This window comes from Actinomadura pelletieri DSM 43383 (assembly GCF_003634705.1).
Taxonomy (GTDB): domain Bacteria; phylum Actinomycetota; class Actinomycetes; order Streptosporangiales; family Streptosporangiaceae; genus Spirillospora; species Spirillospora pelletieri.
Genome location: NZ_RBWU01000001.1, coordinates 46,909 through 67,961, shown reverse-complemented (window position 1 = coordinate 67,961; position 21,053 = coordinate 46,909). Strand labels below are relative to the sequence as shown.

Sequence of the window (21,053 nt, the reverse complement as noted above, 5' to 3'; positions counted from 1 at the left end):
TTTGTGGTGATCTCGGCGGACCGTGAGGGCAGGCTGTCCGGGGTTCTTCATCTCCTTGCCGGTCGCTATGTCGTCCATGCCGCTTGGCCCCGGCACGGCCCATGCCGCTTTACGGGCGGCCGAGGCTCCCCAGCCTTAACTGCTTGATCTCTGGGCCTGTGCCTTTGGACGTCTGCGGCGAAGCGTTGCGCGGGGCTTTGACCGTGCGGCGATGATGGGGGGATGAGGAACTGCGCGTCCTACCTGGATCCTGGCGATCCGGTCGCGGTGGCGGCCACGGAGGCGATCCGGGAGGGCGACGTTGACGGTCTGCGGGTGCTCTTGGCCGAGCATCCTGGCTTAGCGGCTGTGCGGCTGGGGATCTCGGAGGGGATGTCACGGACGCTTCTGCACGTGGCCACCGACTGGCCCGGGCACTTTCCGAACGGTCCGCAGAGTGTCGGTGTGCTGGTGGCCGCGGGCACGCCGGTCAACGGTCGCTTTGCCGGGCCGCACAGTGAAACGGTGCTGCATTGGGCAGCCAGTAGTGACGACGTCCCGGTGCTGGACGCGCTCTTGGACGCGGGCGCCGATATCGAGGCGGATGGGGCGGTGACCGGGGGCGGGACGCCGCTGGCCGATGCGGTGGCGTTTCGGAACTGGAATGCCGCCCGCCGCCTGGTGGAACGCGGCGCGACCGCGACACTGTGGCAGGCCGCCGCGCTCGGTGACCTGACCCGGGTCCGTGAGCTCGTCGAGACCGAGCCTGCGCCCAAACCGGGTGAGGTCACGAACGCGCTGTGGCACGCCTGCCACGGCGGGCAGCGTCCGGTCGCCGCGTACCTGCTGGAGTCTGGTGCGAACATCAACTGGGTCGGCCACGAGGGCCTGACCCCTCTGGAGGCCGCGCGTCGCGGGGGCGCCGCTGAGCTGGCGGACTGGCTGAGTGCCCGGGGTGCCGTGTCGGCGACCGCCGGGGCTGACCGCTCCCGGGCCGGGACGGGCGGCTAGCCTGCGGCCGGGCCATCGAGCCCAAATGGAGCATCGCGTGCCGGACGGTGGTGAACGTCACCCGGATGTACGGCGGGTTCGACCTCGCCGTGCTGATCGAGAACGAGGAGTCCGCCGCTCGGGACGGCCGCGACGAGCCCCGGGCCCGCGACTGGCTGCGCGACCGCGGCCTGGACGCCGTCCACCTGCGGCGACAGCCGGACGGCATGCTCCGCGTCACCCTCCCCGCGTCGGCGTTCGAAGGCAGCGACCCGGTGTCGCTGTACAAGCTCGGGCCGTTCGTCGTTGGGGGCACCGACTTCTTCCAGGTCTGGTGCGAGGGCGAGACGGTCCGCCGCCGCGCCCTGCTGTGCCGGATCGAGTCCTACACCCGGCCGAACATCAGGCGCGCCGACTTCGACCAGCGGATCGCCAAGATCGGCCCGGCAGGTGGGCTCGGCGAGGTCGACTTCGCTGAGCTGCACCGGATGGCGGCGCGCGCGGGGAAACGCGACCTGGTGTCCCTCCTCGGCGAGATCGGCGAGCGCTCATGACCTGCGCACAGGCGCTCCTGGCCGCGCCGCCGCCGGACGATCGACGGCGCGTCGGTCTCCCGGCTGATCTTCGGACTGCCGTGGTTCTTGAACGAGTCTGGTCGTCGTCCTGCTGGTGGGCGGTCGCCGTCCCGATCGGCCCGCTGGTGGTGCTCGGCTGGCTCGGGTCCGACGTGGTCGTCTTCTGGGGCCGCGCCGAGTCCTGATTCGCCCCGTCGATGCTGCGCTGCCGTCCTCCGACCGAGGAGGAGCGGGTCCGGCTTGCACCGGTCCGGAACGAGGTCACCCGCCGCGCGGGCGTTGACGGGTCGCGGTACTCGCTGTGGATCGAGTCGGCCGCAGGATACGTCGTCGCGGTCACCGACGGGACGCTTCACACACAGCACCCGCGCATCCTCCAGGCGTCGAACTACTAGCGGTGGGCTGGGCCTGTCAAGGGATCTACTGGACATCCTCCACCACAACGATTATGTTGTGTTCATGCTTCCCCCGTTGACACCCGCAGGCGTCCTGCCGCCTGGGGTGCACGAGGCCTCATGGGATGAGGTAGTGCGGCGCTTCGGCGGTTCGCCACGGCGCGAGTGGCTACTTGTTGGGCTGCTTGCGGCCGCCAAGAGTCTCAGGGCGGCCAAGATCGACCGCATGTGGTTGGGGGGAAGCTTCGTGACCGCCAAGGAGGACCCGACGGACTGGGACGGCGCTTGGGATCCGGTGGGCGCCGATCTAACCAAGATCGATCCCGTTTTCATCGACCTCGCCGACCTTCAGAATGGACGGTACCGGCAGAAGGCCAAGTACGGCGGCGAGCTGCTTGCGGGTTTTGAACTCGCAAGTGGGTTGTCGTTTTGTGAGTTTTTCCAGCACGACGAGAACGGTGATTCGAAGGGAATCGTGCTGCTTGACCTAAGGACACTCCCATGATCCGCAATGAGCGTCAGTATCGCGCGACTATGCGCCAGCGAAATTTGCTGGCCCAATCCCTCGACGAACTCATCAACCGCAACGCCGCCTTGGCTCTTGACGTCCAGCCCGATCCGAACGCCCCGGGTGCCCAGGTCCTTGAGCTTCAGCGTGCTTCCATCGCAGGGCAGCTCGCCGACTTGGACAGTCAGCTCATGCAGTACCAGCAGCTACAGGAGGGGCAAGTCGCGGCAACTGGTGTCTCTTCTCTTGAGGAACTGCCCGATGCACTGATCCGTGCACGTATCGCAGCGGGGATGTCTCAGCGCGATCTGGCTGAACGGCTCGGCATGAAGGAGCAGCAGATCCAGCGATACGAAGCTGAGCGGTACGCCAGTGCTTCGCTGACCCGGTTGCGGGAGATTACGGCGGCGCTTGGTGTCGAATTTGTGGGAGATCTGCAGCTGCCGGTCAACGAGGCGCCCGTGTCACGACTGCGCAAACGCTTGCTCTCGTTGGGCTTCGACCGACGCGTGGTCGATCGCCGGTTGTTGCGAGATGTGCCTGGAGACGCCGGGCCGGCCAAGGTGTTGGCGGCTGCCGAGCGCGCAGCTCGTCTGCTCAACATTCCAGTACAGCAGCTCCTTTCATCTGGACCGGCGCCCGCACTTGCGACTACGGGGCGATTCAACGCCCCTCGCAACGCTGCTCATGGTTCGTTGGACGCCTACACCCGCTACGCCGAGAGCCTGGCCGACCTCGTGCTGCGGGCGACCGAGCACCTGTCACGGCCACGCCTTCCGGGTGACGCGCAATCTGTTCGCGCTGCGATCGATGCCATCGCCGCCGCTACGCGGCCCGACACGGTGACGGTGCCGCCCGATTCCCAGGAACTCTTCCTGGCGACCTTGCGCTACGCGGCTGACATCGGCGTTCCTGTATTGGCGTTGCGGGATCCCGGCGCGTTTCACGGCGCTTGCTTCAGCCGGGATGGACGCAGCGTCATCGTCGTCAAGCACAGCAGCGACTCGGTGGCGCGATGGCTGGCACTCCTGCTGCACGAGCTCTGCCATCTGGCCGATCGCACCCGTGGCGAGCTGAGGACTTGGGTCGAGCTGGGAGACATCGATACCTGGAGCGACAATCCTGAGGAGCAGCGCGCACACGCATTCGCAGCCGATGTGCTGCTGTTCGGGCGCGGCGACGCAGTCCTTGCCCAGGCTGTACAGGCCGCGGAAGGATCCGTCGAACGCCTCAAGGCCGTCGTCCCTGCGGTCGCCGACAACGCCGAGGTTCCGGTAGACATCCTCGCCAATTACCTAGCCTTCCAACTCGGTCGGCGTGGGATCAACTGGTGGGGTACGGCCAGCACCTTCCAGATCCAGCGCAACCCATGGCGAAATGTAACCGACCAGCTACTGACCCAGCTCGATTTCAACGCCCTCGATTCCGTTGATCGCTCAGCGCTCTTTGACGCCTTGGCTTCATAGGGGCACATGCATCGAAAGCTCGCGCCGGCTAAAGACCGACGCCTCATCGTCTGAGGGAGGTGCCCGATGACCGGCCACCACGATGACACCGGCCGACCCCGCACAGCCGCGAATCCGCCAGACAGCCTGCCTTTCCCCACCAAACCCCTTCCCGAGCTCCCGCCCAAATGGAGCGCCTCGGCCGCCGACGCCTCTCCCGAGGGCGTATGGCGCGACTTCGACAAGGTTAAGATCCGCTGTACCATGACCTCGTGCGGCCACGGCCTGCACTGCTATCGGCTGACCAAGAAGCTGGCTCGCCTGCTCGGACCTGGCGCTTGCCGCGAATGTCATCAGCCCCTCGTGTCGCTGGAGCGCACCGGCCAGCGCGACATGGCCGACATCGACCACACGTTCGCCGCACTGCAAACCGAGGCGATCCGCCACTACTTCTGGCACGTCCCATTCGGACAGAAGGCCCTTGACTACGCCTACCGGGCCGGCCGCCGAGAACTTCACGCCAGGATCCCTAGATTCGTTCGTAGCCGGATCGGCAAGGCCGAGCCCTTCCGAGATGGCACACAAACTCCGACGTCGCGAGAGAAGGCCAACGCGATCGACTACGCGCTGCACGCCGTCGCCGCCTGTTGCCGAACATGTGCGCAGTATTGGCACGGCATCGGCAAGGGCCGCCCCCTCACCGATGCTGAAATCTCCTACCTGTCTGAGCTCGCCCGCCGCTACCTCAACGCACGACTCCCTGACCTGCCCGAGGATGGGCGGTACATCCCGCCACGTCGTCGCACAGCCGCAAATGCGCACAGCAACCTGCGCATGCTCCCCACAGCGCCGGTGCTCAACATGAAGGTCACCGACCTCGTCCACCCCCATGCCTCGTAATCATGCGCGACCCTGACACGTTCGCTGAGCGACTGCGCGAGGCCGCTATCGACCCCAGCCGTCGCCGACTCCTGGTATCCGTCCTCGCCAACTCCGACCAAGAGCCCGACCTTTCCGAAGCGGTGGTCTGCGAAGGACTCGGCCGCATCCGCCATTTCCGCCAAGCCACCTCAACCCGCTGGCCCGACAATCCTTTGCCCATCGCACCGGCGGCGCAAAAGCTTGGCTTACCCCGGCCACCCCAGATGATGCCCGCGCTCGTATACCAGAACGCGGTCTGCAACTGGCGATGCTGGTACTGCTTCGTGCCATTCAATCTGCTGGCCGGACATCGGGACCACTCCCGCTGGGTTACCGCTGAGCACCTGGTCGCTCTGTTCCAGCAGCTACCCGCAAACCACAGGCCTGCGATCATCGATCTGTCCGGCGGTCAACCCGACCTAGTTCCCGAATGGACCGTCTGGATGCTCGATGCACTAAACGACGCAGGACTCGCCACTCAGGTATATCTCTGGAGTGACGATAACCTCAGCAATGACTACCTGTTCCGCTACCTGCGCGACGAAGAGATCAGCAGGCTCTCAAACACTGCAAACTACGGCCGCGTATGCTGCCTGAAAGGATTCGACCACGACTCGTTTGCGTTCAACACCGGAGCGCCCGCCAAACATTTCGACCGGCAATTTGACCTTCTGCGCCGCCTAGTGCGAACTGGAATGGACATCTACTGCTACGTCACGCTTACTACCCCAACACCGCCGGTAGCGCCACTCGATGTGATGCGGCGGTTCGTCGATCGTCTGCAAGACATCGACGAGTACCTTCCCTGGCGGGTGGTTCCTCTTCAAATCACCGTCTTCGGCCCGGTTGGGCCACGGATGCGCACACCCCATGAGGAAGCGCTAGGTGTCCAGGACCAGATGGTCGATGCGTGGAACACCGTCCTTGCTGAGCGATCCCACGGCCCGGCCTACACCTCCATCGTTGACGTTCCCCTTGGGGACAAGCCACAAGGCAGGTAACTCGACAATGACCATCGTCCCGGCCGTCACCTATGACCGGTTCGCCGAAATGCGTGACCGCCGGGTCGCGGTTGCGGCCGCGACCATTGGCATCTCCACTGGCAGCGTTCCTTCCGAAGAACAACTCGCTCACCTCGCCTGGCACGTTGGGGTAGTGGAGCCCAGCCAGTTGGCTCCGCTGTTGTCCCGCTATCCCATTCCTGTGACCACCGCGCGTTGCACAGCCTCTCACCGCCAAGTACCAGATCCGCTCCAGGAGCTCCTTCCGCTGCCGCATCCATTGGACTACGAGTGGCGGTTCGAACCACGTACACGCGCTCTTCTCGCCGACCGTTGCCACGACTTCGCCCGCGACAGCGGCGCAATCGCTTTGCTGGGAACTCCCACCCTTGTCCCACACTTTTGCGGTCGTACCAGGGACCTGCTCCTCGTTGACTCGAATGCTGGCGTCATGTCAGCGCTCGACAGAGCTGACCTACTCGGCACAGTCGAACGATCATTGGCCGACCTACGAAGCTGGAGTCCGCCACGAGCCTGGGCTCACCGAGCGGACGTCGTGGTCGGCGATCCGCCCTGGTATCCCGACGGCTTCGCCACATTCGTCCACGCAGCCGCTCTACTGGTACGTCCTGGCGGCACAGTTCTGCTTTGCGTCCCCGACGTGCTCACCAGACCATCCGCCGCTCCCGAACTCCAGGACGTCCAAGCCCTCGCCAAACGTGTTGGTCTGAGCCTGCAGCATGTTCAGCCTCGTAGCTTGCGTTACCGGACACCGTTCTTTGAGTACCGAGCCCTACACGCTGCCGGTGTCACGCTAGTCCCTCATGACTGGCGCGCTGGCACCCTATGGCAACTGACTAAGCGGCCCGTTGTGGCAGCGCCTGAACCTCACGCGGACTCACTTTCCGCCCCATTACCACTGAACTGTGCCGAGAATACCGAGGTGGCCCTCGGCAATGTACGCCTGCGCGTGCTCGACCTTCCTAGTCGAGCTTCGGGCAAGCTGGCATTTGACACGCTCGTACCAGGCGACACGCTCCCTAGCGTCAGTCGGCGCCACTCGGTTCGCGCACGGGCTAATGTATGGACGTCAGGCAACTCTGTGCTTACATGCCCCGACTCTCGCCTCGCCGCCACGTTGCTGTACCAACTCGGGGCCCGTACCTCACCGCTCACACTACGAGACGCCACAGACACGATCGTCGAGTTTGGCATTCGCCATCACATTCCTCTGGAAGACATGCGCCAGGCGATCACCAAGATCGACGAAATCGTTACAGCCGAGCAAGCCGCCTACCAGACATACTGCTCGGGCATCTAAGCGACACACCCTCAAGATCCTTGCCCTGCGCCACAGGACTGACAGGGTGTGGCCATGCACCCGCCACCCGCCCCCTCGATCGGTCTCAACGAGATCGACAAGCTCGCTGCACCAGTCGCTGAGGCCCGCGACAGCCCGGAGTGGCTACACAGATGGGCACAGGACGTACTAGCCAGCATCGACCGCGGCACGCACCTCGCGGTTATGTCGGGACCGTACCTCGGACTGCTCCTTGATGGCCGCAAAACGATCGAGTCACGCTTCAGCCGGCATAGGGTTGCACCCTTCGGGCAGGTCACAGCAGGAGATGTCATCTTCTTCAAGCAAACAGCAGGCCCGGTCAGTGCAGCTGGCCTCGCCGGTGAAGTCCGCCACATCGAACTCGACAAGACGCCCCTTGAGGAGGTCGCAACCCGGTATGGCGAAGGCATAGCCCCCGCAGATGATGGCTTCTGGGCCGACCGGTCCCGTGCCCGCTACGCCACTCTTATTACCATGGCAAGCATCACCACCATGGAGCCATTCAGCATCCGGAAAAGAGACAGACGCGGCTGGGTCGTCATCGCCGGCTCCGCAACGCCAACAGCTCAGGAGATCCTCTTCTAGGGCTCTGCGAGCAGGGTCGCCAACGCGCTCAGTGCTGGTGTGTTGTCCCCGGTGCCATCGACCAAGAGATCGGCCTTAGCACGCAGCTCTGGCAACTCGCTCTCTGTCGAGTGTGCCATGATCTTATCCAAGCCAGGCTGATCGAAAGCATCGCGCAAGAGTCGGCGGCGACGAATTCGCGGTTCAGCGTCCACGAACACGAGTACCGTCTTACGCCCCTGCGCCCGACGAACCAACAAGGCGTACACTTCGATGTGGCGTACGCCATCAACAATTATACGCGGTTCATGCACAACCGGGGAAAGAACCTGTTCACAGAGCCCAACAGGGTCAGACCGCACCCACTCCTCACCGACGTGCTGCCAAGACCTGCGCTCAGCCGGAAGCCCAAGTTCCGCCGCCCGAGACCGCACCACTTCCCCGAATCCAACACACACACCCCCAGATCGATCAACCACGCTTCGAGCGAAAGTCGACTTCCCGGAGCGCACCGAGCCGGCAACTAGCACCATCCACCGCATATCAGCCACGCCTAGACAATAGACGGCGGGAGTAGGCGTTACCGCGGTTATGGCCTCTGGTGGCGGCCTCTCCTCAGAGCCAACTCGGGCTCCCCTCGTAGCGTGGAGACCTGAACCAGAGAGATGGTTGGTCGTGGGAGACAAGAAAGGCCGGTTCGATCCGGGAGTTCCGCGCGGGAGCGGTACGGATCGTCTAGGAGACCGGTAAGCCTGTTGCGCAGGTCGCGCGGGAGCTGGGATCAGTCCCTACACGTTGCACAACTGGGTGAAGAACGATCGGACGCAAAGTGGTGCCGACAGCGGGGAGTTGGGCGAGTCCGATCGCGAGGAACTGGCACGGTTGCGGGCCGAGCGGGCGGTCTGGGAGAAGGAGAAGGCCGAATTTAGGTGGAGCGTGATGTCGTCAAGCGCTCTGTGGCGCTGTGGGTGAAAGACTCGATGAACCGATGATCGTGGCGGAGTTCATCGGGTCCCAGGGGACCACTTTCGGTATCCCGCATGCGATCGCCTGCCGGGCCTTTGGGGTCTCGCAGTCCTGATTCTACAAGTGGATCAACCGCGAGCCGACCGCCCGCCGGTAGCGGTGCGCTCGGCTGAATGAGGAGATCAAGCGCCTGTTCACCGCCCTCGGGTGACACCTATGGATCCCCGCAGCGAGCGCTGGGGACGGTTGGTCAAGCAAGCCGGCCGTGCAGGACGACTCGACGCGGTCGCCTCTTAAAGGGCCGCCACCACATGGCCGGTACAAAGGGGAGGCGATCTAGCATGGGCGGGCCTTGCCACGCGAGAACGGCAACCCGCACTCCTTGCGCTCGTCCGTCCCTCCGGTGTGGTCGCCTGTGGTCAGGATTGGACGAGTGCGGCGTGGACGATGTCGGCACGGGTCTTGGCCAGGGCGGTTTGCGGGTCGTGGGTGAGGAGGTGGAGGGTGAGGACGTCGTATCCGGGACCGCCGTGGAGTTCTCGCAGAGCCTCGGCGACGGTGAGGCATGCGGCGACGGCTCCGACGAAGGCGGCTCCGACGGCCTTTCCCGCGAGCTCGACGACGCCGCAACGTCCGAGGCGGGCTTCCGCGTCTTTGAAGGCGGGTCGGTCGGGGACGGTGACGGAAGGCGCCCCGGGACTGGTCCAAGCTGGGAGTTTGGCGCTGTGGTGAGAGCCGGGGAATCGGTGGATCGCGATGGCTGAGAAGTCGCGGTGTCCGGCGCCGAGACCGGCGTCGATGGCGGTGCGCCAGCCGATGGAGGAGATGAGTCGACGGGTGTCGAGGTTGTCGACGCCGATCAGGGCCACATGCGGGTCCGCGGAAGTTGCGGTGCTGTGTGTGGTGAGATGTCGCTCGATGATGCGGGTCCGATAGGACAGCCGGTCGAGGGTCGCCGCGACGAGGCGGGGCTTCGGGGTGCCATTGGAGTCGACAGGGGTGAGCAGGCCGGTGCTGTGGTTGGCGGGGTTGGTGAGATCGGCGTCTTGGAGGACGATCTCGACGTCGGCGGGGTTCTGGTAGGGCAGCCAGGAGATCGTCCAGGCGTTGGCTTGACCGAGATGGCCGAGTCCGACAAGCCACCAAGCGCAGGGTGCGTAGCGCAGGGGTGGCCCCGGCGCGGGGACGGGTCGGCCAGGCGACCAGAGGTCCAGCGATACGTCGCGGAATCCGGCGTCGTTGCCGGGCAACTGCCGGGTGAAGGTGAACGCCTCGGCCACGGCGAGGGCGCCTGCGGCGATCGGGGCGAGAATGCAGGACTCGTCGCACGTTGTGCCCTCGGTCCGGTCGTCGCCAGTTTGGACGCGGGCGGTCCAGGCGCTCCAGGATGCGCGGAGTATCGGCGCGTCGCGGTGAGGCGGGGGCGAGGGCGTCTGGGCGCCGATCAGCAGGACCGGCCATGACGGGTGATCGGTTGCGGCGAGGGTGGCCCCGACTGCAGTGAGGGCGGGTCCGAGCGTCGAGCCACGAAATGGCCCGGATGTCAGTTCCGCCTCGGGTGCGTCGACGGTGACGGAAACGGTGCCGAATGCGCGGACGGCCGTAGCTGCCGCTGTGAGCAGGGCTGCTTGGCCGGCTGTGTTCTTGCACGTCGTAGCGTCAGCTTGGATCAGGACCCCGGTTCGCGCATGGGCGTCGAGTGCGGCCTCGATGGAGGGCTGAGTGCCGTCGTGGGCGGATAGGAGTGCGGTCCGGTGGACGTTGTTGGAGCTGAGTCGGTCAGTCATCGGCGTTCACCCATGCGGAAGAGGCGGCGGATGATGGGGAATGTCCAGGACGGAGCCTTGCTGACGGGCTCGACCAGCAGTGTCTCGGTGACGGCGCGTCCATACGTGGAGGTCCAGCCCTCGGCTCCGCCGAAGACGTGGACCCCCAGGTCCGTTGGCAGTATCCGGCCTTGGGCGAAGTGGGGCACGATGATCGCCACGTGTCCGGGGAGAGCGATCATCGGGTTGTCGCGGTCGATGCGGCTCTGCCGGACCAGCGGGCCGGGATGGGTGTGGATGTCGGCCGCGACCTGGACGCCTTGCCGCCGGCAATACCGGTTCAAGGCGCTGTAGCCGATCGCGCCGAAGGAGATTCCTCCGGTGAGGCAGTCGGGGTCGAGATCGTCGTAGTACGCGGTGTCCGTAACAGGGCGAGGGCTACCCGCGGCCGTGTCAATGGGGGTGAGGAGGAAGGCGCCCGACTCCCGGACGCCTTCGCCGCGACGGGCGAGCTCTTGGAGGAGATCTTCGAAATGGTCGGTGCGGATCGTCAACGTGGGGTCGCGCGATGTCATTGGTGGCCGTCCGGGAGACGGGCGTTGCCGAGCTCGCGGTGTATCTCGGCCAGATAGAAGGTGATCGTCCGATTGGGGTTCCAGGCGCGTTCAGGACGCTCACCGGCCCAGTTCGGGTGAGCCATCAGGCCCCGGCGGTCGCAGGCCAGATACGGCGCGTTGCCGTTCTGGGGAGACCAGTCGCGGTGGAAGACCGTCTCTGCGGTCCTTCCCGTCGGCCACCGTTGGACGGATAGAGGGGTGTTTCTGGCGAGGTCCCACGGCTGCCCGGCGGGGGCGGTGACGGGATAACCGTCGACGTCGAGGCGCATACCGAGCTCCCGGTCGTCCCCGGCGGTGATGGCGACGACGAGCACGGGCCAGTCGAGGCTGACGAGGCGCCAGAGCCCGGCGTCGACTCCGCTGTCGAACTCGGCGGAGGCGAGGTCACGCTCCAGTCGCGCTAGGCCCGGATCACGGACGGGGCTCGGCATGGCCGTCATCCCTGCGCTCGGACGTGCGGGGCCAGGTCGAGCGTCACCGAGCAGGTGCCCTCGGCCGCGTAACCGCCGATCGGGTCGGTCTGCGGGATCTCCTCGCCGGATTCCGGCAGGCGGAGCACCAGATCCGCCGCCGAAGCACCGTCGATCTGGAACGCCTTGATCGCTTCTCGGCGGATTTTGTTGATCCGCCATCCGGGCTTCGCCTGGACGCTCTGCGACGCGCCGCCGTAGGTGATGGTGACGCGAACTTCCCGGCAGGAGTGGACGATCACGTGCGCGTTCCCGTCGCCGAACAGTTCACCGACGGTCTTGGCGGCGTCGAGCGGCTCGTCCTGGTCGAGCGCGTAGGGCAGCGAGCCGCCCGCGATCTCCACGATCTCCTTCAGCGGGGTGCTCGCCGCGATGTCGGCGTGCGTGCGCGGCGTGGGGTCCGCCGCGCCGTAGGTGTGGATGCGGGGCATGAGGAACACCTTCCGTGAGGCTCCTGTGGCTCGTTCGGTAAAGTTGAGCCATCGATCAAGACCATTGAAGCACGAAAAAATCGCGAAGATAGTTAAGTTTTGTGCCGGGCGTGTCGCGAGACGGGTTGGATCCTCGGCGGCCTGCGGGAATAATCGACCTGTGATCCTGACGTTCCCGGACCCGTTGCTTGCGCAGGCCGTCGGCTCGTCCAGCCTGCTTAGCCAGACATGGCCGGTCGCCTTCGGCGAGGTGATGATTCTGTTGCACATCTTGCGGCTAGCGGCGCCCTCCCTGGTCAGTGCCCTCGCCACCGGACTGGTCAGCGTGATCGTGCCGAGGACAGCCGAGGTGTCCAGTCGGATCATGCTGGCCCACAGAACCGTCACCATCGATGCCGTGGCCAAGGGGGAGGGCGACGTCGAGGTGCTGCATCCTCACCTCGTCCCGGCGGCCGTCCCCAAGTTGGATGTCGCCGACTTGGTCGTCGCCGGGCGATCCGTGCTGCAGGGAGCGGCGGGATGACGCTCCCGCCCGACACGCCGGAGTTCGAGCCGGACTGGTCGGTCCATCCGGGAGCGATCCTGCAGGCGATCCTGGACGAACGGGGGATCAAACAGGCGGAGCTCGCCGACCGCACCAGCCTGACACCGAAACACATCAACCAGATTGTCAAGCAGAACATCGGCATCTCCGGCGACGTGGCCCAGGCGCTCGAACACGCTCTCGGCCTGGACGCCCTGTTCTGGCTACGCGTGGACGCCGCCTATCAGGCACACATCAGCAGGGAGAAGGCGGTCAGCCGCCTGTCGGAATTCGTGGAGTGGTTCGAGTCCTTCGACCGGCCGGCGCTCGTCCGCCACGGAATCATCGGCCCCAAGGAGGCCAAGGAGTCCGCCGTCGAGAAGGTCCTGAAGTTCTTCGGTGTCGCGACCCCGACGGCGTTCGAGCAGACCTGGCAGCGGCCACGGGTCTCCTTCAGAAGGAGCCGAGCCTTCGAGGTCGTCGAGCAGAACACCGCGCTGTGGCTGCGCATGCTCGATCTGGCGGGTAACGCGCAGGAGGCTGCCCCGTTCAAGGTCGGAGCGCTGCGTGCCCTCACGAAACAGCTGCCCGCGATGACGACACTGAATGTCGTGGACGGCTTCACCGTGGTGCGCAACGCTCTTGCGGAAGCCGGGGTAAGACTGGTGTTCGTCCGACAGATTGCCGGATCTCGCATGTCCGCTGCGACCTGGTGGCTCACGGCCGACCGGCCGGTGATCGGGATCACCGAACGCCAGCGCAAGCCGGACGTCCTCTGGTTCAGTCTCCTTCACGAAATCGGACACATCCTCTTGCACCCTAAGAGGACGACACTGCTCAGCCTCGAACGCGAGCGGACCGAGGAAGATCCCGCTGAGCAGGAGGCGGACGCCTTCGCCGAGAACGTTCTCTTCCCTGACGACGCCTCTGACGCCATCGCCAAGGCCAGGACCAGAGACCAACTGCTGATGCTCGCGACCAAACTGGGAGTTGGCCCGGCGATCGTCGCAGGCAGGCACGGCCGGCTGACCGGCCACTGGCACATCGGCTCCAACCTGCGCCCCAAGATCACAGATGCGCACGTCGAGGCACTGGAAGAACTCAGCGGAACCCGCAGACTCGCCGACCTCATCCCCGGCAAGGACTGAACTCGCCTGGTACCGACTGCAAAGCCATCACAGAACTCATCGCCGCGGGAACGACCCACTTCGTGCCAAGCATGCGGAGCTTTCCCGCGGATCAGGTGATCCGGTGGGCCTCCGCGACCAGCGTCATCGGGCTGGCCGGAATCGCGGCAATGATCAGCTACAAGCACATGTGCCAGCTAGTGCCGCGGTACGGGGAACGTCCTGGACGGGGGCGCTGCTGCCGGTGAGCGTGGATGGCATGATCGCGGTGGCCTCGATGTCTCTGCTGATCGATTTCCGCCAAGGCCACCGCAGCGGGCTGTTGACCTCCGTGCCGGCTTCGAGGCGCCACTTAGAACTCTGAGAACACTCATAGGGTCCCTGCGGCGACTCATAGTTTCTGAGAACGCTCATAAGGCTTTCCGTTCGGTTCAAGCGCCCTCGGAGGAGAGCCTGACTGGGGGAACATGCGGCGTGGACGGCGCCTCGGCCGCCGCGACCGACGCTACGCGTATCGACCGGTGCGGTCGCCGGGCTTCCCAGGACGGTCGCCCACGCTGCGGCACAGCAGACCACCGCAACGGCGGCACGAACGGTACGAGATCAGGGCGCCATCGCGGGTCAACCGCCAACAGATCCCTTGAGGATGCTCACCAGGACCGGTGCCATCACCGCGCCTCCGTAACCGATCGCGGCGTACTTCAAGGTGTCCTTGGCCTTGCTCACTTCACCCGGATCACCGCCGGCTAGCAGGTACCGGATGAAGCCGACCGTTAAGAACAACGTCGCCAGCGCGACCAACAAACCGGTCAGCCACTTGGTGATGTTGTTGATTACCATGTTCAGATCATTAGGCGGCGCGGCCACGGCCGTCTGCGCCAGCGCGTCCGGCCCGGCGAACACCACGAGCTCAACCATCAACACAGCGGCGACAGCGAACGTCGCCTGCCGCGGCATCTTCGAGCGCATCGGCCACCTCCTCATCGGATGTGGCCGGGACCCCGCAGCAGCCGGTCCGGGGGACTGCGGGCCAAGCAGAGGCGCTATCACCTCCTTCCGGTCATGGGCCGCCCCGGCAAGCCCGGGGGCCCACTGGCAGGAGACGTGGCCCGTCTGGGGCGACGGACCCGCCGCCTGCGGAGTCCCGGCGCCCCCAGCACGCCACGCACCGCATACGATCTCCAAACGAAGGAGGCTCGGCGATGCGAGATCACCACCGATATGAAGATCGTCAGAGGCTTGATTCGAGTCCATTGTCTTCTAGAAGCAACTGGCCAACGGCTTCAGAGGGGTTTGCCTTGGCACAGTGCGGGACACGTTCATTCGTTACGAATCAGGTAGTTCCGTCCACGGCGCGGAAGCATACGGACCCCTGACGGACGATTCACCATATTCTCGTATCCAGACCCCACTGTCCCAGATATCGCCTACGTAGGGGGCCATGGGTGGCGTTTACCTTGAGGGCGCGGAGGCAATAGCAAAACATAGGGACCGCTTCGTACGCATAGAAGAGGCGTCCTGTCCCCCCGAGGATTCCGCGCACCTCATCGTCGAGGCAGCAAGGAGCAGCCCGTGACAAACCCGCAGCGCGAACTCACCGGTGCCGTCTGGCGCAAGTCCTCCTACAGTGGAAGCGGCGACCAGTGCGTCGAGGTGGCGTCACTGTCCAGTGACCTTCGCGCACTTCGCGACTCCAAGGACCCGGCAGGCCCGGCGCTGGTGCTGACGTCGTCCGTCTGGCGGAGCCTGGTGAGCGCGATCAAGGAGGTCTAGCGACGGATTCCTGGGGGCCGCGGCGAGGCCGCTGCGGCCCTCGGTCGTATCCGGGCTCCACCGCTGATTCGCACATTCGATCGTCCCGTGAGGCACAGATCTCATGCGACCAGCTAGATGCGCAGGAGGCCTACGGTCGAGTTCATCAGTGTCAGCTGGCAGTAGCGGAGGAATGGTGCGTCTCAGGAGAGGACTGGCGGCTAAGCGAGCTTGGCGAGGCCGTCAACCAGGGCTCTTCTTCAGTTAGACGGGTGCCACGTTGAGTTCACCGCGCAACGCCTTGGTCACCACAGCCTGAGTACTGCGGTCGATGTGCTGTGACGCGCGGTTGATGCGCTCCTTAACTTTGTCGACGAGCGAGAGCAGAGTGCTGATTCGGTTCACGATTTCATGCTGTTCGTCGAGTGGCGGTAGATCAATGAGCAGGGCGCGAGCATCGCGAACATTGATTCGTGGCATCGCGAGACCAACGTATTGGTCGCGCATCCTCTGCTGCGTACGTGGGGCGGACAAATAATAGGCTAGGTACTCACTCAGGACCCGATCTCCTGGACGGATACGAACCATGCCTTGTGTGATATTCGCTCCGTCAATACCAGGGGGCACAATCGCGACTCGAAGATTGCGGATGATGCACAGAAGCACGTCACCTTCTCGAAGTGAGGTGCGTCGATATTTGGACGCTATCTCTGGGCTTGTGTGGGCCAGTTGGTCAACGAGGACCGTGCCGTCAGCGATGTCCTGCTGGCGGACATACGGAACGCCGCCGACAACCTCCGGTCCAGGTTTCACGATGCCGTAGGAGACGGTTACCCCGGGTTCGGCGAGTTCTTCGAGGGTGGCGCGGGTCCAGCCAGCAGGAAGTTTGCCATCTTCGATGTCACCTTTATTATTTGATCTCCAATCAGCCGTGAGTCGTCCTGAGAAGGCCGCGTCCAGGAGCGCTTCCTGACTGGCAAGGATCAGTCTTTCGGAGTTGCTTAGGTGACTTTTAGCTGCTGAACAAGACTCTTCCGCAGCATCTATCGTTGCTACGAGTGACGCCTGTTGGGAGAGGTCCGGAAGGGGCACTATCTGGTTGCGGACTACACTATCCGATGTCGCCGGATAGTGAGTACCAGTCTGTTTTGGAGTGACCTGATCTATGAAATAGTCGGACCGAACAAGGTGATAAAGGTACCGAGGCAAGATTTTCGCTGCCGACCGCAACACGGTGAATCCTGTTGATGCTACGGTTGATTCTTGTGTCTCCTCAACCAGTGCGACATTTCGCAGATAGGTTCTAACATTTGAGAAGAGGACGTCATCTTTCTGTACAGGTCGTCGAGCTCTGGATGGTGCTTGGCTGCCTGCGATGCGCTTGGTCTCCGTGATCTTGCACTGCTGATTGTCAATCGAAGAAATGTCAATGTAGGAGAAAGTTGTATCCGGCGACTTTCCAGGATCAATACTTGGAACGTCGACAGTTACTTCCTTTAGTCGCACCAAGGGCCAGTAATTAATATTCTCTGTAGTCATTCGGCTATCTCATCGTTACTCGCAAGAACGCCTTGCATGTCGGTAAGAGCCTCTAGTGCGAGCCGAAGTTCCGATATCGCCTCACTGATCAAATATTCCGGTTCAATTGACTCGTCGGATTCGCTTGGGCCTTCCTTTAGCCACTTGATATTATTGAGCTTGTAATTCTTTTGACGTACGTCGTCGATTGAGAATGAGCGCCAGCGACCCTCTGGCGAATCGGCCTCGCTGCGTTTGCTTCGGCCGTTCGGGTCGCTGCCATAGCAATGCTCGAACTCGATGAAGTGCGTGGGCGATAGTGGTCGGCTCTTCTTCGTGACTTTGGGGACACCTGCCCGCGCGTCGTACATCCAGGTCTGTTCCGTCGGACGGCCCTTAGTAAAGAAGATGACGTTGGTCCTGGTGTCATTGGTGTAGGGGTTGAAGGTACCGTCTGGGCAACGCAGTACTGTGTGGAGGTTGCAGTCCTCCATAAGGATCTTGAAGATTTCGCCAGCTTGATCAGCAAACAGAACATTGTCCGGGACGACGATCGCAGCGCGACCACCTGGCTTCAGGAGCGTCATTGTGTGCTGGATGAGATTGAGCTGCTTGTTGCTGGTCTGCACCGTGAAGTCGCTGCGTACTGGTGATTGATTTGCGCCCTTGGTGCCGAATGGCGGGTTGGTCAGGATCACATCGAAGCGGCGGCTAGTTGGCACCTCGTAGATGGAGTCTCCGAGCGTGATGTGCGGTTCGACCTGGTGCAAGTACAGGTTCATGAGCGCGAGCCGGCGCGGACGCTCGACGAGCTCCTGGCCGAAGTAGGTGCGCTGCCGCACTCGGACGGCAGTGTCACGGTCCATGGCACCGCCTTCAGTTCGCTCCTTCAACCATTCGTAGGCGGCGACAAGGAAGCCGCCTGTGCCGCACGCCGGGTCGGCAATCGTGAAGTCGGCGACGCCCCGCGGGTCAGGCCGCATGCACCGCACGATGCTCTGGATGAGGATGCGTGGTGTGAAGTACTGTCCCGCACCCTTCTTGCCCTCGGCAGCCGCCTTCTCCAGCAGTCCCTCGAAGGCCGCAGCCTTGACATCTACGTCGAGGCTGGTCCATTCCGTTTCGTCGATGAGCTGGATGAGCTTCTGCAGGTTTACCGGCTTCGTGAATCGGCTCTGGGCGCCAGCGAAGATGTCACCCAAGATGCCGTGTTCTTCACCAAGCTGAGTGAGTGCCTTGACGTAGTGCGTCGTGAGCGTGGTGCCAGACTGTTTCCGCAGGTATGGCCAGTCACATGGGATTTGCTCGATTCTGCCGGTCTGTTCATCGACTTCAAGGTAATTTGGCAGATCAATCCCCCGCTCGTCCACCATCTTAAGGAAGAGCAGGAACGTCAGTTGCTCGATGTAGTCGCCATAGTCCATGCCGTCGTGTCGCAGGACATTGCAGAAACTCCAGAGTTTTCCAACGACGTCGGTCATGCGGCTACTAGCTCCCTGTTTAGGTCCGCGACGATCTGTTCAAGCTCGCCGTCGAAGACCCGATTCGCCCGACCCCATCCACCGTGACTCGTCAGGATCGGCATGACCTCGAAGTCCTCCCGCTCGATCGAGAGATTCTGTACGAGGTGGAGCCGAATGTATTCCATCCACTGTTGCTCATCGGTAGTCAGGTTTCGACCCTCGGTCACCTTGGCGACAGCGGTGTTGACACGTTCCTCGGCGGTCAGGAGCGGCGAGCTGTCCTCGGCCGCATGCTTGACCATTGAGATGATGTCTACCAGATCGCGGTGCCTCGCGGCGCGGAAGGCGCGGCGAAGGTTGGCCTCACTGAAGTGCTCAGGTGCTGTGACCAGTGCCTGGGTCAGCTGCTTCAGTGCCGCGGGGTTCCACTCGGCTGGGCGGTGCAGCAGGATCTGGAGTGCCTGCAGGTCGGTCTCGTGGGTGCGAACGAACTCGGTGAACGCCACAAGGTAGTCATCGGGTCGGTACTCGCGCCCGGCGCCGGCTTGAATGAGCCAGTCGGAGTCCACGGTGTCGGTCTTGCCGAACGCGATCACGAAGGGTGGCGCGGCGCGCGGGTAGGTCTCAAGGAGCCGCTGGAAGTCCGGATCGCGCAGGATGCCCATGGTGCGGTCGAACGCCTCGTTCACTAGTCGCGGAAGGTCGGCGGCGAAGTTCCCGACGTTGCCGTTGACGAGGAACCGTGAGAACAGCTCACGGGCGTCGCCGCTCATCTGCTTGTCGATCCTCTGGAGGCGCTTCACGAGGGCGCGGACGTTGTAGTCGCGATCCCTGTTCTGCCAGATGTCCTCGATGATCTGCCCCACAGTCCGGCTCGGCGAGACGGGCGGCTTGATGGTCATGCCAGTGGTATTGCGGAAGTACTGGAGCAGCGTGCCGTCGAAGCAGTCGAACACCACGAAGTGGCTCTTGTCCGGGTACTGCTCGCCCTTGCGGGTGCCCCGTCCAAGGATCTGCTCGAACAGGATGCGGGACTTGATCGGTCGCAGCAGGACGATGAACTCCAGGTCGGGGATGTCGACGCCGGTCGACATGAGGTCGACGCTCACCACGATGCTCGGGTTGGGCCGGTTGCGGAACTCGCGGATGCGCTGAAGTGGCCGGTCGACCTTGCCGGTGATCTTGGCCGCGAAGTCCTGGCCGCGTCCGAAGATCTCCCGCGCCTGCTTGACCAGTTGGTCGGCATGGGAGCGGTGAGATAGGTCCTGGGCGGCGAAGATGAGGGTCTTGGGGAAACGGCCGTACTCCTGCTCATGTTCCTCGGCGTAGCGCTTGATCTCCTGCAAGATGCGGTGGTTGGAGTCCGGCACATTGATCTTTTGCTCGATGTCCGCGGCCGCATAGTCGCGCTCGTCCTCAAGCGCGTCGAGTTCCTTGGTGCCGGTTTCGGGGTCCACGTTGTCGATCTGGTCGCCCGCTTGGAGGAAGACGCCGTTGATTCGCACATCCGATTGGATGCGTACTGCGTCGTAGTCGACAAGATTGCCCTCACGCACGGCCCGCTCGTAGTCGTAGCGGTAGGCGACGTGCTCGAACTGAGCCAGGGTGTGCGCGGCCGGCGTGGCCGTCAGTCCGATGGACACGGCGTCGAAGTAGTCGAGCGTGTCACGCCAAGTCGACATGTCGCGGGCCGCATAGACACGGTGGCACTCGTCTGCGATGACGAGGTCGAAGGCATTGATCGGGATGTTGAGCCGCGTGGCATCGTCTTCACCGCCTTCATCCTCGGAGTCGAGCGCCGCACCCTGGCCGAAAAGGTTGATGCTCATCCGCTGGATGGTGGAGACATAGACGAAAGAGTCCCCCAGCTTGGGGTCGGTGAGCAGGCTGGTCGGCAGGACGGTGGGGTTCCACCGGCTGCTGTCCTCGAAGTCCGACCGCTGGAACGCCTGAGAGTAGACCGAATAGATCTTGTCGAACTTCAAGCCGGGTTCGGGCTCAAAGGACGCGAACGCCTGGACGGCCTGGGCGGCGAGGGCGCGGCGGTCAACCAGGAAGAGTACCCGACGGGCGACGCCAGACTTCATGAGCCGGTAGACCTCGCTTACCGTGACCAGGGTCTTGCCGGTGCCGGTGGCCATGGTGAGCAGCATCTTGCGGCGGCGATCGCGCAACGCCTGCTCGACTGCCTGGTTGGCCTCGATCTGGTACGGGCGGAGGATGGGGCTGAACGGCACGTCGGTCAGCTTGGCAAGTTCGGCGTCGCCGTCACGGGCGAGAAGTTCGGCCAGGGCGGCGGGTGTGTGGAACCCGGAGATCTGACGGGAAAGGTTCAGGGGGTTGCGCACGTCAAGGAAGTAGATGCTCTCGCCGTTGGATGAGTAGAGGAACGGCACCCGGTACTGTCCCTGGTACTCCGGCTCTTGTCCGATCCCCCGTGAGTAGCGTTTCGCCTGTTCCAGGACTTCCTGTGTGCCGATCGCGAGCCTCTTGGCCTCGACGACCGCGCGGACATGCCCGTCATCGCAGAGCGCGTAGTCGGCAGGACCGCTGGCTGTGGGGTATTCGCGGATGGCGGCCGCACTGGCCAGCTTGCTCTCGCCAACTGAACGGAAGTCTTGAGGGGTCCAGCTCGCTCGCTGGAGGCGGGGGTCGATCCGCCGGATGCGTGTCTCCTGCTCGCTCTCGCCGGTCATGACG

General features: G+C 63.9%; 21 protein-coding genes. 12 read left to right on the top strand and 9 right to left on the bottom strand.

All coding sequences use genetic code 11. The features are described from left to right. Positions 1-222: 222 nt before the first annotated feature. The 9 genes from BZB76_RS00335 (at position 223) to BZB76_RS00295 (ending at position 7,741) form a co-directional block, all read left to right on the top strand. Complete coding sequence (locus BZB76_RS00335; RefSeq protein WP_121432283.1) at positions 223-990, top strand: ankyrin repeat domain-containing protein; 768 nt, start codon at positions 223-225, stop codon at positions 988-990. 50 nt (positions 991-1,040) lie between these two features. After that, on the top strand, positions 1,041-1,523 hold the full coding sequence (locus BZB76_RS00330; protein WP_211342760.1) for a hypothetical protein: 483 nt from the start codon (positions 1,041-1,043) through the stop codon (positions 1,521-1,523). A gap of 80 nt (positions 1,524-1,603) precedes the next feature. Next, positions 1,604-1,729: a hypothetical protein gene (locus tag BZB76_RS36250; protein ID WP_281273820.1), complete on the top strand. Its 126-nt coding sequence runs from the start codon at positions 1,604-1,606 to the stop codon at positions 1,727-1,729. A gap of 12 nt (positions 1,730-1,741) precedes the next feature. Beyond that, on the top strand, positions 1,742-1,939 hold the full coding sequence (locus BZB76_RS00325) for a hypothetical protein (RefSeq protein ID WP_121432281.1): 198 nt from the start codon (positions 1,742-1,744) through the stop codon (positions 1,937-1,939). Positions 1,940-2,003: 64 nt separating this feature from the next. Next, positions 2,004-2,444, top strand: a complete 441-nt coding sequence (locus BZB76_RS00320) for a DUF6932 family protein (protein ID WP_121433355.1) — start codon at positions 2,004-2,006, stop codon at positions 2,442-2,444. Next, a complete protein-coding gene (locus tag BZB76_RS00315; protein WP_121432280.1) occupies positions 2,441-3,913 on the top strand; it encodes a helix-turn-helix domain-containing protein in 1,473 nt (490 codons plus the stop codon). The genes BZB76_RS00320 and BZB76_RS00315 overlap by 4 nt, the downstream gene beginning before the upstream one ends. Before the next feature lie 66 nt (positions 3,914-3,979). Next, on the top strand, positions 3,980-4,792 hold the full coding sequence (locus BZB76_RS00310; RefSeq protein WP_121432279.1) for a DUF4186 family protein: 813 nt from the start codon (positions 3,980-3,982) through the stop codon (positions 4,790-4,792). Between the two features lie 2 nt (positions 4,793-4,794). Continuing rightward, positions 4,795-5,814, top strand: a complete 1,020-nt coding sequence (locus BZB76_RS00305) for a radical SAM protein (RefSeq protein ID WP_121432278.1) — start codon at positions 4,795-4,797, stop codon at positions 5,812-5,814. A 1,375-nt stretch (positions 5,815-7,189) separates the two neighbouring features. Then, complete coding sequence (locus BZB76_RS00295; RefSeq protein ID WP_147449245.1) at positions 7,190-7,741, top strand: ASCH domain-containing protein; 552 nt, start codon at positions 7,190-7,192, stop codon at positions 7,739-7,741. On the opposite strand, the gene BZB76_RS36815 is transcribed toward BZB76_RS00295, so the two are convergent. The 5 genes from BZB76_RS36815 to BZB76_RS00275 all read right to left on the bottom strand — a co-directional run bounded on the left by BZB76_RS36815 (position 7,738) and on the right by BZB76_RS00275 (position 11,970). After that, positions 7,738-8,253: an AAA family ATPase gene (locus BZB76_RS36815; protein WP_475647896.1), complete on the bottom strand. Its 516-nt coding sequence runs from the start codon at positions 8,251-8,253 to the stop codon at positions 7,738-7,740. The two genes, BZB76_RS00295 and BZB76_RS36815, sit on opposite strands and share 4 nt — an antisense overlap. 852 nt (positions 8,254-9,105) lie before the next feature. Next, complete coding sequence (locus BZB76_RS00290; protein WP_121432275.1) at positions 9,106-9,966, bottom strand: hypothetical protein; 861 nt, start codon at positions 9,964-9,966, stop codon at positions 9,106-9,108. Positions 9,967-10,469: 503 nt separating this feature from the next. Then, positions 10,470-11,027 carry a hypothetical protein gene (locus BZB76_RS00285; RefSeq protein ID WP_121432274.1) on the bottom strand — a complete coding sequence of 186 codons (558 nt, stop codon included), beginning with the start codon at positions 11,025-11,027 and terminating at the stop codon, positions 10,470-10,472. Continuing rightward, positions 11,024-11,500: a DUF7665 family protein gene (locus BZB76_RS00280; protein ID WP_121432273.1), complete on the bottom strand. Its 477-nt coding sequence runs from the start codon at positions 11,498-11,500 to the stop codon at positions 11,024-11,026. The genes BZB76_RS00285 and BZB76_RS00280 overlap by 4 nt, the downstream gene beginning before the upstream one ends. A 5-nt stretch (positions 11,501-11,505) precedes the next feature. Beyond that, a complete protein-coding gene (locus BZB76_RS00275; RefSeq protein WP_147449244.1) occupies positions 11,506-11,970 on the bottom strand; it encodes a hypothetical protein in 465 nt (154 codons plus the stop codon). Positions 11,971-12,130: 160 nt separating this feature from the next. Here BZB76_RS00275 and BZB76_RS34465 point away from each other — a divergent pair, with 160 nt between their 5' ends. After that, on the top strand, positions 12,131-12,493 hold the full coding sequence (locus tag BZB76_RS34465) for a hypothetical protein (protein ID WP_170180445.1): 363 nt from the start codon (positions 12,131-12,133) through the stop codon (positions 12,491-12,493). Further along, complete coding sequence (locus BZB76_RS00270) at positions 12,490-13,641, top strand: ImmA/IrrE family metallo-endopeptidase (RefSeq protein ID WP_170180444.1); 1,152 nt, start codon at positions 12,490-12,492, stop codon at positions 13,639-13,641. Before BZB76_RS34465 ends, BZB76_RS00270 begins: the two co-directional genes overlap by 4 nt. Before the next feature lie 600 nt (positions 13,642-14,241). Here the strand turns inward: BZB76_RS00270 and BZB76_RS00265 are convergent. Further along, a complete protein-coding gene (locus BZB76_RS00265) occupies positions 14,242-14,589 on the bottom strand; it encodes a pilin (protein ID WP_246006676.1) in 348 nt (115 codons plus the stop codon). Between the two features lie 603 nt (positions 14,590-15,192). Here BZB76_RS00265 and BZB76_RS00260 point away from each other — a divergent pair. Continuing rightward, entirely contained in the window at positions 15,193-15,393 is a 201-nt protein-coding gene (locus tag BZB76_RS00260; protein WP_121432270.1) for a DUF397 domain-containing protein, read from the top strand. Positions 15,394-15,636: 243 nt separating this feature from the next. On the opposite strand, the gene BZB76_RS00255 is transcribed toward BZB76_RS00260, so the two are convergent. From BZB76_RS00255 to BZB76_RS00245, 3 genes are read right to left on the bottom strand one after another with little or no spacing between them, the layout of a single operon-like run. Further along, positions 15,637-16,911 carry a restriction endonuclease subunit S gene (locus BZB76_RS00255; protein WP_121432269.1) on the bottom strand — a complete coding sequence of 425 codons (1,275 nt, stop codon included), beginning with the start codon at positions 16,909-16,911 and terminating at the stop codon, positions 15,637-15,639. After that, positions 16,908-18,371 (bottom strand): class I SAM-dependent DNA methyltransferase, encoded by a 1,464-nt coding sequence (locus BZB76_RS00250; RefSeq protein ID WP_121432268.1) that lies wholly within the window; start codon positions 18,369-18,371, stop codon positions 16,908-16,910. The genes BZB76_RS00255 and BZB76_RS00250 overlap by 4 nt, the downstream gene beginning before the upstream one ends. Then, on the bottom strand, positions 18,368-21,049 hold the full coding sequence (locus BZB76_RS00245) for a type I restriction endonuclease subunit R (RefSeq protein WP_121433353.1): 2,682 nt from the start codon (positions 21,047-21,049) through the stop codon (positions 18,368-18,370). Before BZB76_RS00245 ends, BZB76_RS00250 begins: the two co-directional genes overlap by 4 nt. Between the last annotated feature and the right edge of the window lie 4 nt (positions 21,050-21,053).